The organism is Kutzneria sp. CA-103260 (assembly GCF_018263855.1).
Taxonomy (GTDB): domain Bacteria; phylum Actinomycetota; class Actinomycetes; order Mycobacteriales; family Pseudonocardiaceae; genus Kutzneria.
The window spans coordinates 6,934,491-6,947,344 of sequence record NZ_CP073318.1; the positions used below are offsets into that span (position 1 = coordinate 6,934,491).

The window sequence follows — 12,854 nt, forward strand, 5'->3', positions numbered from 1 at the left end:
GTATGGAAGCGACCCTGACCGCCGACGCCCAGTGGTGGCGCATGGACGAGGGATCGCTATGGGCCGCCGGCCAGCAGAGCCAGGACCGGCAGCGCGCGGAGTACGTGCGGCAGGTCGAACTGGTCGGTGAGCTGTGGGACCGCACGGCACAAGGCAAAGACGACCAGCGGGCGCTGGTGGCGGACCTGGCGGCCCGGTGGAAGATCACTCGGGCGGAGGCGCGGGACCTGCTACGGCACGCGCAGTTGTTGCGGCGCGAGGCGGTTCGTGAGGCGGCGCGGGCGGGGGTGCTCAGCAAGCAGCACCTGACCGTGCTGGACAAGACACTGGCCGAGGCACCTGAGCCTGACCGGGACAAGGTCGAGGCGGAACTGCTGGACAAGGCACGCGTGTTCGATGGGGCGGCGCTGCGGATGCTCGGGCAGCGCATCCTGCAACTGCTCGACCAGGACGGCAAAGAACCCGACGACCCGGACCTGGCCGAACCCGACCGCGAGTTCCACTACACCAACCGGCGCGACGGCTCGATGGTGTTCCGGGGCAAGCTCGACCCGGAAAGCGGAGCACAGCTGGAAGCGATGCTCAGCCCACTGACCAAGCCCACCTCCGCCGACGACACCCGCACCACCGCGCAGCGTCAGGGCGATGCCCTCGCCGAGATCATCGACCTCGCGGCCGGCAGCGACAGCCTGCCGGATGAGGGCGGCGAGAAGCCCCACCTCGCGCTGACCATGCGGCTCGACGACTTCCTGGCCCAGCGGGGCACGGCCGAGATGGACGGGTCCGGGCCGCTCAACGCCGCCTCCGCCCGGCGGATCGGCTGCGACAGCACCGTCCTCCGCGTGGTCCTGGGTGCCCAGTCCCAGCCGCTGGACATCGGCCGTGCCACCCGCACCATCCCGACGCAGATCCGTCGGGCGTTGATCATCCGCGACCGGGGATGCGCCTTCCCTGGGTGTCATCGAAGACCACGACAATGTCACGCACACCACGTGATCCACTGGGCAGACGGCGGCCCCACCAGCATCGACAACCTCGTGCTGCTGTGCGGGCAGCATCATCGATTGATCCACCACAGCGATTGGTCAGTCAAGATCAATGCCGGGGTGCCGGAGTTCGGGTGGGCGGCGGCCAGCTAGGGGCCTGGATCGACGATGCTCCACGCGGCGGCAGCGTCCTGAACGCCGAGACCGACGCTGTTGTAGAAGAGGATGTCGTCAGCGGTGGAGCGGGCGCGGCGGCGGTCGGTGATGACATCGCCGAGTGGGATGAGGTCGGCCGGGTGTAAAGAGCCGGAGCGTAGGGCGAGGACGATGGGGCCGGCATGGGTGGCGGCGGTGGCCGGGTCGTCGACGACGACGGCGGTGCAGCGGCTGATCACGGCCTCGTCGACCTCACAGCGGGAAGGCTCGAAAGAGCCGACGCTGACGACGGTGCATCCGGGAGCGAGCCACGAGCCGTGGACAACGGGGGTGAGACTGAGGGTGCAGGTGACCACAATGGACAATCCTGTGACGGCTTCCTCAGCACTGCCAACGGCATCGACGGTGATCCCGAGCTCGTGGGCCAGGTCGTCGGCAGCCACGGTGCGGCGTTGCGGTGAAGGGCTCCACAGCCGGATGGCCCGCAGCGGACGCACCCGGGCGATAGCTCGGGCATGAGCCCGCGCCTGCACGCCGGAGCCGATGATGCCGAGAGTGTCGGCGTCGTGGGTGGCGAGAACGTCGACGGCGACAGCGCTCGCGGCGGCGGTGCGCAAGGTGGTCACGGTGGTGCCGTCCATGATGGCGACAGGCTCGCCGGTGACCGGGTCGAAGGCGATCACCATGGCGTGCACGCTGGCCAGGCCCCGCGCGGGATTGCCGGGGTTGACGCTGCCGACCTTGGCCACCGCGCCGCTGTCCAGCGAAAGCCGAGAGGCATAACAGAACATCACGGAGTCGTCGAAGTGACTGGCGTGCATGATCTTGTCGGGCAGATCGGCCTTGCCGGCGGCCAACTCCGTGAAGGCCCGGCGCTGCGACCGGATGGCAGTGTCCGGATCGAGCAGCCGCAGCACATCCTTGCGAGAGAAGAAGCGGAGCTCCCGGGTCATGAGACGACCAACGCCTCGACATCCGCGCCGCGGCGGGACAACACACCGACGGTGGCCCCGATCAGCACCAACACCGCCCCGACACACTGGAGCCACGTCAGCGAGCCGCCGAGCAGCAGCGCGGTCGCGCCGATGCTCACCACCGGCTCCAGCATGCTGCCGATGGAGGCCTTGGTCGGGCCGATCATGGCCATGCCGCGGAAGAAGCACAGGATCGCGACCACCGTGGACACCACAGCGACGCACAGCACCGGGATCCAGCCGGCCGGCGCGAAGTCGAAGCCGAGCTGGCCGGTCGCCGTGCCGAACACCAGGAACGACATCGAGGCGAACAGCGACACGAACCCGGTCATGGCGACCGGCGGCACGCTGCCCCCGACCCGGTCCCCGTAAAGGATGTACACGGTGTACACAGCCGCCGCGCCAAGGGCTTCGGCCACGCCGACGAGGCTCAGCCCCCAGTCGATGCGCCCCAGCGCGAGGGCGACGCCACAGAAGGAGACCAGCACCGACAGCACGACCATCTTCGACGGCCACCGCCGGCTCAGCACCGCGGACGCCACGGCCACCATGCCCGGGTACAGGTACAGCAGCAGCGCCGCCAGCGCGGGCGAGATATGCTGGACGGACGAGAAGTACAACGCCGACTGCAACGCGTACAGGACCGCGCCGAGCAGCAGCACCCGCAGCAGTTCCCGCCCCGACAGCCGCACGCCCCGCCACCAGACGTAGGGCAGGAACAACACCGCCGCGATGGCGAATCTCAGGAACAGCAGCGTGGACACGCTCAGCCCGTCGCCGTAGGCGAACGTGGCGAAGATCGGCATCAGGCCGAAGCCGGTCGCCGACAACGCGATCAGCAGATAGCCCTTCACAGTGAACCCCCAGTTCCAGGCACACCGGCCGCCCGCAGCGCGCCGGCCAGCTCGTGGACCTGGCCGAACAGCGAGAAGTGGTGCCCCCCATGCTCTACCACCGTGCAGCCCCGTTCGGTGTAGCGCCCCCACTGCGCCACCAACTCCGGATCCACCAGCGGGTCCTCCCGGCCGGCGAGCACCAGGATCGGCGCGTCGATCGAACGATCGGCTGCCCCGGCATCGTACTTCACCGCGATCCGCAAATCCGCCCGTAACAGCGGAAGGAAGAAGCCGGCGGCGATGGCCGGGCTCAGCCCCGGCGGCACTCCCCCAACCCCGGCCAGCAGGTCCAGCAGCTCGGCGTCCGGCAGTTCCGGGACGTGGGCGTTCCACTTGGCCCGGATGTGCGGCGGATTGCGTGCGGACACAACAACAAGCGCCGGCGAGGGCAGACCTAGGGCCCGCAGCGCCACTGCCATCTCGAACACGACCAGACTGCCCATGCTGTGTCCGAACAGGACATACGGCACGCCGGTCGCCCTTTCGCGCACAGTTTCGGCGAGGTCCAGGGCCGCCTCGGCCACCGAGTCCGGGAAAGGTTGCGCGGCCCGCGAACCACGGCCGGCGAACTCCAGCGGCACGACCTCGGTGCTGTCCGGGAACTCGCGCCGCCAGTTCCGGTACACGCGCGCGGACCCGCCGGCGTAGGGCACGCAGAACAACTGGATGTCAGCGGTCATTTCTGAAAGGCCCCGGACTCGGCGGCGATCAGGATCCGGCTCGGCCGCTCGCCGGGCAGCAGCACCGAATTGAGCGCCCGCCGCACCGCCCGCTCGGTGTCCGGACCCGGATCGGCCACCGATATCTCGACGTCGAGCACAGCACCGTCGTCCTCGGCGCGCACGATCGGCACGCACCGCAGCACGCCGGGGATCGCCTGGGCGGCCTGCTTGATCCCGGTGAGCGAGACCTTCTCGCCGCGCACCATGACGAAGTCGGACAGCCGCCCCCGGAAGAACAGGTACCCGTCGTCGTCGATGTGGAACACGTCACCGGTGGCGACGGTCCGGTCGGCGACCAGCACCCGGTTCGCGGTCGAGCCGCCGATCTTGCGGACGAGCACGGTGTCGGACTCGACCAGCAATTCGTCGTCCGGTCCGCGCAGGTAGGCACGAACTCCCGGCAGCGGCCGGCCGACCGAGGCGTGCCGTCGCGCCGGTTCGGCGTGGGCGGCGAGCGTGGACACACGCGGTCCGGCTTCGGTCAGGCCGTAGGTGATGTACAGCTCCCCACCGGGACGGGCGGCCAGCAACGCGGCCACTTGGTCGGCCGTCAACTGGTCCCCGCCGACGGCCAGTGCGCGCAGACCATTCGGCAGCCCTTCGGGGCGGGCCAGCAGTTGGCGTGCGATGGTCGGGGTGATCGAGCTCTGGGTGATCCCGTGCTGCCCCAACGCTTTTCGGTATGCGCTCGGCGTGAAGGGCGGACCGGACACAACCAGCGCCGCGCCTTGGACGTACGCGGCGAGCACCTGGGCGACCATCGCGTACGAGTAGTACAGCGGCAGATTCACCAACACCACGTCGTCAGAAGTCAGCCCCACCGCCCCGGCGTGGCGATGAGCGTTGCGCAGTAGCGAATCGACACGATGCAGGCAGGCGCTGAACATGCCGGACGTGCCGGAGGTCGGGATCAGGACCTGGCCGCTCTCGTAAGATGTGGCCCCGCTGAGCAGCACCGCTTCGGCCGCACCGACAACGTGGATCTGTGTGGCCCCATAGCGTTCCGGTGCCAGCCGGCCAGCGATGACCGCGCCCGCGCCCAGTCGGCTGGCGAGTTCGCGGATCCTGGCCGACGGCGTCGCCGGCGCGACCGCGAGCGGGACCAGACCGAGCAGCAGCGCCGACAGATAGGTCCGCACCATCTGCACGGAGTTCGACAACGCCAGGACCACCGCCGTGCCCGCCGGAAGCCCGAGCCGGGCGAGGTCCGCGGTGACGTCGTCGAGGGACTGCCGGCTCGCGGCGCCGTCCGCGTCGACCACGTTGTCGAGGAAATCGGCGACCCGCCGCGCGTCCAGCACCGGCACGCTGTCGTTGTGCTGCATCGGTGTTCCCTTCATAGCAGCTGGGCCAGCCGGTCGGCCCGGTCGTCGTGCCCGCCGACGACAACCGCCCGGGCCTGATGACCGTTCGGGTCCGCGCGATGGGCGACGCACACGACGTGCCGGGCCTGCCCGGAGTCCAGCCACGAGTCGACCACGGCCGCGGCGGTGTCGAGCGCGTCGGCCGGCTCGTTGGCCAGCACCAGCGACGGACCGGTGAAACCCTGCTGGATACAGGTCAAGCCGGCGAGGATGCCCGGATTGGCGCCGGCGAACCGCAGCGGCGACACCCGGCCCCGCGCGGCCTTGTCGGCGATGCCGGCCATCGTCGGCCGCGTGGTGGTGGCGCTCATCACCAGCACCGCGACCTGGTCGCGTTCCACCGGTTCGGTGAGCGTCTGTTCGACCGCCCGGGCGACCAGCCACGCCACCGGATCCGCGTAGAAGGACGGCCGGTTGTCGGCGCACTGCGCCGGATCCTCGACCATCAGCCGACCGCTCACCGCTGCCATCCTCCTTCGCTGAACAGCAGGCAGGTGTTGAAGCCGCCGAAGCCCAGGGTGAGACTGATCCCCACGCCGGCCGGGACTTCGGCCGGACCGTCGGCCGGCAGTCGCAACGTGAACTCCGGCAGGGGCGAGCGCAGGCCGGCCAGTGGCGGAACCGTCTTGTGCCGCAGGGCGAGGATCGTGGCGATCGCCTCGATGGCGCCGGTGGCCCCGAGGCTGTGCCCGAGAACCCCCTTGGTGCCGAAGACGATCGGCCCGGGGTCGAGATCGCCGAACAGCTGGTTCAAGCTCGACGCCTCGACTTGGTCGTTGAGCTGTGTGCCGGTGCCGTGCGCGCTGACCACGCCGACATCCGACCGATCGAGGCCGGCCCGGTCCAGGCACCGGCGCACGGCGGCCACGACACTGCGGCCGGACGGATCCGGCGCGGTCAACCCGGCGGCGTCGTTGGCGGAGCCGGTGCCGCCCAGCCGGGCGTAGACCCGGGCCGTCCGCCGGCGCGCGGACTCCTCCGACTCCAGCACCAGGAATCCCGCGCCCTCACCGAGAATCATGCCGTCGTGACCCTCGTCGAACGCACGCAGCCCGGACGGACTCATCGTGCCCAGCGCGGAATGCCCCAGCCGCTTGGCCTCGGTCAGCACGTCGACGCCGCCGGCCACGCAGACCTGACTGCGTCCGCTGCGGATCAGCGCGTCGGCGACGAGGATGCTGTCCGAACCGGCCGAGCACGCGGTGGTCACGCACATCGGCCGGTGCGGGTGGCCGATGCCCCTGGCGGCCAACGTTGTCCAGTCCAGCGGCGGTCCGTCCAAGTCCGCCCCGAAGCTGGTGCCGAGCACGAGCAGAGCCCGTGGATCATCGGCGGCCAGCCCGGCGTCGGCGAAGGCCGCCGTCAGAGTCCGCTCGGCCAACGTGACCTGACGCTCGGCCGCCGCCTCGGGCCGGTACGGCACCGAGGAATCCACGGCGGCCAGTTCGGAACGCAGCTGGTGCGGCGAGGCGACCGGGGCGACCCCGGTCCGCCCCGCGCACAGCTGGTCCCAGACGCCGTCGAGATCAGCGCCGAGCGGGGTGGACCACGCCATCCCCGTGACGACGGGGGCAGTCACCACAGCTGCCGGCCGAGCGCCTCGATCTTGGTCCTGGTCAGGGTGCCGCGGAACGCCGCGACCGACTTTCCGTCCACGGTGGCCTGGCAGGAGAAGAAGAACAGGTTGCCGCGCAACCGGTCCGCCCGCACGTCGAACAGCACCTGGTCGCCGGGCACGACCGGCTTGGTGAACCGGGCCTTGACCGAGCCGATCAGGGTGAGCTCGTCGTCCTCCAGCGGGCGGCTGCTGAGCAGGTACAGGATGATGCCGGACTGGGCGTAGGCCTGCATCAGGTGGCTGCCCGGGTAGATGCCCCGCTCCGGGAAGTGGCCGGCGATCGCGTCCAGGTTGCCCGACACCGACAGCAGGCTCTTGAGGAACACGCCCGGCTCGTGGTCGGTGATCCGGTCGATGTAGATCATCGGGTGCCCGTGCCGCAGGTACTTCTTGAGCTCCGAGAAGCCCATCATGCGGTCAGGCGTGGGCTCCTGGAGCCGCGGCGGCGCGCTGTCCTGCGTCGAGACCTGCATCAGCTGCGATTCCTTTCAGGGTCTGCCGGAGGGCGGCCGGCAACGGCACCGGGCCGCCGGTGGTCGGGTCCACCGCGGCGAAGGTGAGGCTCCCGGTGGCCAGGACGGCGTCGGGTTCTCGGGAAAGCACCGCCGTGGCGCGGAACTTCGCGCCGCCGACGTGCTCGACGTGCGCGTGTCCGACCACCACGTCGCGGTAGGTCATGGGCCGGGAGTAGGACACCTGGAGCTGGGTGACGGCCAGGTCGACGCCCTGCTCGGCCAGCGCGGTGAGCCCGGCCTCGCGGTCCTCCAGGAACTCCAGCACCACCGTCTCCATCAGCGAGACGTAGCGGGAGAAGTGGACCACCCCGGAGGCGTCGGTGTCGACGTGCTCGACCCGCCGCCGGAACGGTGTGGTCACAGCGACTCCCGGAACCGCCGGGTGCCGTCCGCGATCTTGCCGACGATCTCCTCGACCTGGGCCACGGTGGTGATCAGCGGCGGCGCGATCCGCATCGTCGGGTGCACGTAGCGCAGCCCGTGGGAACGCTTGCCCGCGCCGGCCATGAACTCCACGTACACCCCGGACCGGATCACGTTGGCCCGCAACGCGTCCAGCCGCGAGGCGGCCAGGTCGGACAGCTCGACGCCGTGCATCACACCCTGGCCCCTGGCCTCGGTGTACAGGTCCGGGAACTGGCGCACCAGCTCGGAGTCCAACAGCCGGGACAGGTGCGCGCCGAGCTCCCGGGAGTGGCCCAGCAGGTCGGCCTCCACGATGTGCCGCAGGCCGTCGTGGATCACGGCGCACGTGACCGGCCGCAGGTCCGAGGTGGCGACCGCGCCCGAACTGCGGGTCTTCAGCGTGCGCCGGGCGATCACCATCGAGGTGGACAGCATCCCCATGCCGAGGCTCTTGCCGATGACCGTGATGTCGGTCGGCACCGGTCCGTCCTCGTCGCGCATCGCGAAGAACTGGCCGGACTTGGCGAAGGTCAGCACCTCGTCGGCAACCAGCAGCACCTCGTTGTCGGCGCACAGCGTGGCCAGGCCGCGCAGGTATCCGTTGGCCGGCACCAGAATGCCGGCGTCGCCCTGGATCGGCTCGACCACCACGGCCAGCAGCCGGTCGGCGTTCTCGGCGAAGTACTCGCGCAGCGCGTCGGCGTCGCCGAACGGGATGTGCTCGACCCGGATGCCGTACTGGTCGTCGGCAGCCGGTCCGGGCAGGCCGATCCGGTAGTGCCGGCGGTTGAGCAGCGGCAGCAGGCCGTCGGTCCAGCCGTGCCAGGCCCCCTCGAACGCGAGGATCGTGTCCCGCTTCTCCTTGCCGGGCTTGGGCCGCAGCCGGCGGGTGTCGAACCGCGACTCCAGCACCAGCCGGATCGCCAGCTCCATGCCCTCCGAGCCGGAGTTGCGCCCGCTGGCGTGGTACTCGCCGGCCGGGAAGTGCTGGCCCCACAGGCCTTCCGGGCCGAACAGCCAGTCCAGCATGCGGGCGCGTTCCAGGGACGCCAGCTCGTCGGTGACGTAGCCGGCCTCGCCCAGCGCCCGCTGCAGCGACTGCCGCGCGACCGGGTGGCCGGCGCCGAGGCAGGCGCTGCCGTAGCCGCCGCTGGTGTCGAGCAGCCGGAACAGCTCGCCGTCGGACAGGTCGGCGGCCTCGATCTCGATGCCCTGGCCGCGCAGGCACGCGAACGGCAGCGGGGTCCGGTCGTAGTGGTTGAAGTGCAGTTCCTGGCTGCGCCGGAGCTGGGCCAGGTCGGCGGCGGTGAGCTGGGACTTCGCAGGAGCGGACAAGGGTTTCTCCCCCAGAGCTGGTGGTCGGCGGGACAGGTTCAGGCGACTGGCGTCTTCTCCTTGGCCGCGACCAGGCTCTCCACCAGCGCGAACACGCCGCCCAGGGTGGTGAAGTTCTCCGGCGAGAAGTCGTCGTCGGAGATGACCACGTCGAAGATGTCCTCGCACTGCACCCGCAGTTCGACGAAGCCCAGCGAGTCCAGCCCGTACAGGTCGCGCAGGCTGTCGTCCAGGGTCATGCGCTCGGCCGGGACCTCGACCAGCACCTCGGAAGTGAGGATTCCCTTGATCGCCTGTAGAACATCCATGGTTTTCCCTCCTGAGCGCCACGTGCGGCGGATGCCCCGATCTTGGGTTTGGCCCGGGGCATCCACCAAGGCAGTCACGCTCAGTCCGTCACGTGGCGGGAAATCCGTCAGGTCAGCGGAATCCGTCAGGTCAGCAGGCGCGGCTGATCTCGTCGTCGCGGACGTCCCCGCTCAGCACAGCGACGGTGTGCGCGACCGAGGCCAGCGTGGTGTGCCGGTGCCAGCCGTCGTACGACCGGCCGGTGTAGTCCCGAATGCCGACCTGGTCGGCTATCCGGGTGAAATCCCGGTCCACGCGCTGGGTGAGCCGGTCCAGCTCCAGCAGCTCGGCCGGCGGCTCGTCGAGCATGTCGGTGATCCAGAGCCGGGTCGGCCAGCCCCGCGCGCTGCCCCATTCACCCATCAGCAGCAGTTCGCCCGGCCGGCTCGGCAACGCCACCCGGACGGCGGCCACCAGCGTGGTCCGACCGGCCACCGTGACCGGGCGGCGCAGGTCCCGGCACATGCCGATGATCTCGCGCGCCGGCAGTTCGTCGTTGCCGCGCCCGGTCAGCACCGGGTCCCGCACGGTCAGCGGGAGCGCGCCGCCGATCCGGGCCAGCACCCGGCTCACCCGGCCCAGCAGGACAGCGACTTCGGTGTCCCGGCCGTCGATCACCACCGGTCGGGCCGGCAGGCCCCAGTCCGACGACATCGTCAGGTACGTCTCGACCGCGCAGTCGGCCGGTGACTTCTCGGTCACCCCGTCGGGAATCGCCGCACGGGCCCGCCGCTCTCGGTCGTTGAGCCACGCCGTCGGCAGGTGCAGCCGCCAGTTGACCGGTGCGCTCATGTCCGCGGAAGCCGCCCAGACACCGGTGGCGCGCTGGGCGTTGACCACCTGTCCGATATCGGCGAGAAAACGGCGCTCCACGCCGACGGAATGCTCGCCCGCCTTCTGGATGACCAGCGGGCGGACCACCCAGGCCCGCGGCGGCGCGATGGTGAAGACGTACTGGGCCAGTGCCCGGCGGACCAGCCGCCAGTCCCAGGTCGAACTGCTGACGAAATGGTGCAGTTTCTGCTCGGTCGTGGCACCGCCGATCAGCGCCGCGATGTTGCGGATCGATTTCCGGCCGTCCACTTCCAACAGGCCGCACACATACTCGGCGGCCCTGGCCCGCTGATCTTTTCTCGGCAGAGAAACGAACAGCCGGGAGCAGAGCTCGCCCAGCGTCGTGTCGCCGAGGTCGAGATCGCTCGGCATCCGCGCCCGTAAGCGCTCTTCTCCACACAGCATGACAGTTATCCCCCAGTGTGACGCACAATTGTCGTCGCCAGCCGCGCACATCCTTCCGGCCGGCGCCCCACCCGGACGTCGACATGACAGACTAGCGGCCGCGATCACCTCGCCCCCATGCCCACACAGCCCGGAAGCGTAGCCAACCATTGTCAGGGCGGACACCCGCATCACCGGGTTGGACCAGCCAATGATCATTCACTACGCGCGGTGACGGCACGATCGGGCGAGAATTCACTTCACCACGGGGGTAACATATTCAACCATCATTCGGCGATATTCACGAAAGGCACATCACCCGTGAACGGGCAACGTCCGTTTCACCGCCGCCGCTCGGCGGCACGGCGTCCGCCGAGCGGCGGCGACCCTGCGCCCGATCAGCCCGCCGACCCCAGGACCGGCTCCGGGACCGCGTCCGAGCCCCAGCCGCGGAAGTCGCCGCACGAGTAGAAGACGGTGGACCATTCGAGCAGGCGGATGAGTTCAACGGCCGGGGCGAAGTCACGATCGACCAGGGCGGACAGCCGAGCGGTGGCGGATTCGGCCCGGCGGGCCAGTTCGGTGCGGACCTGGGCCGGGCTGACGCCGGGGTACATGAGGATGTTGTTGTCGCCGGTGCGGCTCTCGCGGTGGAAGGTGGCGAGGTCGTTGGCCAGTCGCACCACGACGGTGAGATCATCCAAAGAGGACACCAGGGCATCGAGGTGGTCGATGAGGTCGGCGTCGGCGGCGGTGGCCCACAGGGGGAAGTGGTTCATCCACAGGGTGACGCTGCTGGCATGGTCGAGGTAGTCGCGGATGTCGGTCCGGGGAATCTCGCCCCGGCTGACGAGCCAGTCGTAGCGGACGGCCTTGAGGTCGTCGGCGAACTTGGCCGCCCAGAGCTCGGCGAGCGCGGGGTAGAGCGGTTGTGCGCTGAGGTCCCGCTGGCAGGAGGACAGGGCGGTCAGCAGCGGGTGGCTGGTGTCGGGCTGGTTGGTGCGAACGACGTTCAGGCACCGGGCGAACAGGTCGTCGAGCTCCGGCAGCGAGGTGACGGCCTGCTCGACGTGGTCGTCGAGGGCGTAGGTCCAGACGTACATCCGAGCGACAGCCCGGAGTTGGCCGACGGAGCGCCAGGGGGCGATCGTGGCGGCCGAGATGGCCATCGCCTCGATGGGCAGGTTCTCCAGGCCGGCGGCCGGTCCGGCGAGCCAGGAGCGGAGGTCGGCCAGCACGCCCAGCGAGCGCATGGCGATCGGCACGCACTGCGCCGCTGACGGAAAACCCTGTGCAGTCATCGGAAACCCCTTCACACCGAGACACGCTTGCGCACGTCGGAGAGCACGGCGCCGGCGTGCCGGAAGTCCTCCTCGGTGGGAAGATCGCCCAGCAGCACGGTGTCCACCCCGAGCGCGAGATACCGGTCCAGGTAGTCGGCCACCCGGCCGTGGCTGCCGACCAGCAGCGGCATGGAGCCCTTGTCGGCCTGGTACGCCCCGGTCCAGTACACGTCGTCGTGGACGTCGGCCGACAGCGTGGCCATCCGCCGGCTCCAGTCCGAGTCGGACTTGCGGCGCATGGCGGTCTTCAGCCGGGTCCGCCGGTCGCTCTGGTAGCGCTCGTGGGCGACCTGCCAGGCCTGTTCGTCAGTGTCCCGGGCGATCAGGCCGATGCGGATTCCCGTGCGCACAGTCCGCGCTCCGTCAAGGAAAGTCCGCGCGAACTGGTCGACCGGCTCCGGGTGCGTGATGGCGATGTCGCCGACCTCCTCGGCGGCCCGCCGGGACGCGGGTGAGGAGCCGGCGACGAACACCCGTGGCCGTTCCTCCGGCGGCAGCCACGAATGCGTCCACAGACCTCGATAGCTATAGAACTTGCCCTCGTGGTTGAGCGGCTCGTCCACGGCCAGCAGCGCCCGCAACACCTTGGCGTACTCGATGGCCCGCTCGTAGCGCTGGTCGTGGTCGAGGGTGTCGCCGAGCTGGCCCAGTTCCTCGTTGGCCGCGCCGGTGATCAGGTTGATGTCGATGCGCCGCCCGTACAGCCGGGTCATGGCGTGGATCAGCTTGGCCGCGGTGAACGGCGGCATGGAGTACGGCTGCAATGCCGTGAGCGGCGACAATGCCTTGGTGTGCTGCATGATCGCCCCGGCGACCGCCCACGGGTCCAGGTTCTTGTGGTTGTAGAAGGCCAACAGCCCGTTCACGCCGTGCCGCTCGGCCCGCTGCGCCAGTTCGGCGATGATCCGCAGCGGGGCGTCGTCGCGCGGCGACGGAGCCGTGCCGAGGACTTCCAGATGGCGTCGCGCCATGCC

The 12,854-nt window shown here is 70.1% G+C and carries 14 protein-coding genes; 1 reads left to right on the forward strand and 13 read right to left on the reverse strand.

The window, feature by feature from the left end:
* Window positions 1-2 precede the first annotated feature (2 nt).
* Window positions 3-1,139 carry an HNH endonuclease signature motif containing protein gene (locus tag JJ691_RS30400; protein ID WP_211763025.1) on the forward strand — a complete coding sequence of 379 codons (1,137 nt, stop codon included), beginning with the start codon at window positions 3-5 and terminating at the stop codon, window positions 1,137-1,139.
* Here JJ691_RS30400 and JJ691_RS30405 read toward each other — a convergent pair.
* From JJ691_RS30405 to JJ691_RS30465, 13 genes are all read right to left on the reverse strand, one after another.
* Window positions 1,136-2,095 carry an ornithine cyclodeaminase family protein gene (locus tag JJ691_RS30405; RefSeq protein WP_211763026.1) on the reverse strand — a complete coding sequence of 320 codons (960 nt, stop codon included), beginning with the start codon at window positions 2,093-2,095 and terminating at the stop codon, window positions 1,136-1,138. The genes JJ691_RS30400 and JJ691_RS30405 overlap by 4 nt on opposite strands.
* Window positions 2,092-2,970: a DMT family transporter gene (locus tag JJ691_RS30410; protein WP_211763027.1), complete on the reverse strand. Its 879-nt coding sequence runs from the start codon at window positions 2,968-2,970 to the stop codon at window positions 2,092-2,094. The genes JJ691_RS30405 and JJ691_RS30410 overlap by 4 nt, the downstream gene beginning before the upstream one ends.
* Window positions 2,967-3,692 carry a thioesterase II family protein gene (locus JJ691_RS30415; RefSeq protein ID WP_211763028.1) on the reverse strand — a complete coding sequence of 242 codons (726 nt, stop codon included), beginning with the start codon at window positions 3,690-3,692 and terminating at the stop codon, window positions 2,967-2,969. Before JJ691_RS30415 ends, JJ691_RS30410 begins: the two co-directional genes overlap by 4 nt.
* Entirely contained in the window at window positions 3,689-5,059 is a 1,371-nt protein-coding gene (locus JJ691_RS30420; protein ID WP_211763029.1) for a class I adenylate-forming enzyme family protein, read from the reverse strand. The genes JJ691_RS30415 and JJ691_RS30420 overlap by 4 nt, the downstream gene beginning before the upstream one ends.
* A gap of 11 nt (window positions 5,060-5,070) precedes the next feature.
* The gene (locus tag JJ691_RS30425; protein WP_211763030.1) at window positions 5,071-5,559 is read right to left on the reverse strand and encodes a hypothetical protein; all 489 of its coding nucleotides are present in this window, start codon (window positions 5,557-5,559) and stop codon (window positions 5,071-5,073) included.
* On the reverse strand, window positions 5,556-6,677 hold the full coding sequence (locus tag JJ691_RS30430; RefSeq protein ID WP_211763031.1) for a beta-ketoacyl-[acyl-carrier-protein] synthase family protein: 1,122 nt from the start codon (window positions 6,675-6,677) through the stop codon (window positions 5,556-5,558). The genes JJ691_RS30425 and JJ691_RS30430 overlap by 4 nt, the downstream gene beginning before the upstream one ends.
* Window positions 6,674-7,189 (reverse strand): 3-hydroxyacyl-ACP dehydratase FabZ family protein, encoded by a 516-nt coding sequence (locus JJ691_RS30435; protein WP_211763032.1) that lies wholly within the window; start codon window positions 7,187-7,189, stop codon window positions 6,674-6,676. The genes JJ691_RS30430 and JJ691_RS30435 overlap by 4 nt, the downstream gene beginning before the upstream one ends.
* Entirely contained in the window at window positions 7,134-7,592 is a 459-nt protein-coding gene (locus tag JJ691_RS30440; RefSeq protein WP_211763033.1) for an acyl-CoA thioesterase, read from the reverse strand. Before JJ691_RS30440 ends, JJ691_RS30435 begins: the two co-directional genes overlap by 56 nt.
* The gene (locus JJ691_RS30445; protein WP_211763034.1) at window positions 7,589-8,971 is read right to left on the reverse strand and encodes an aminotransferase class III-fold pyridoxal phosphate-dependent enzyme; all 1,383 of its coding nucleotides are present in this window, start codon (window positions 8,969-8,971) and stop codon (window positions 7,589-7,591) included. The genes JJ691_RS30440 and JJ691_RS30445 overlap by 4 nt, the downstream gene beginning before the upstream one ends.
* Before the next feature lie 38 nt (window positions 8,972-9,009).
* Window positions 9,010-9,279, reverse strand: coding sequence for an acyl carrier protein (locus JJ691_RS30450; RefSeq protein ID WP_211763035.1), 270 nt, complete (start codon window positions 9,277-9,279; stop codon window positions 9,010-9,012).
* Between the two features lie 130 nt (window positions 9,280-9,409).
* Entirely contained in the window at window positions 9,410-10,525 is a 1,116-nt protein-coding gene (locus JJ691_RS30455) for an IS701 family transposase (protein ID WP_211763036.1), read from the reverse strand.
* Between the two features lie 410 nt (window positions 10,526-10,935).
* The gene (locus JJ691_RS30460; RefSeq protein WP_211763037.1) at window positions 10,936-11,838 is read right to left on the reverse strand and encodes a terpene synthase family protein; all 903 of its coding nucleotides are present in this window, start codon (window positions 11,836-11,838) and stop codon (window positions 10,936-10,938) included.
* An 11-nt stretch (window positions 11,839-11,849) separates the two neighbouring features.
* Entirely contained in the window at window positions 11,850-12,851 is a 1,002-nt protein-coding gene (locus JJ691_RS30465) for an LLM class flavin-dependent oxidoreductase (protein WP_211763038.1), read from the reverse strand.
* Window positions 12,852-12,854 lie beyond the last annotated feature (3 nt).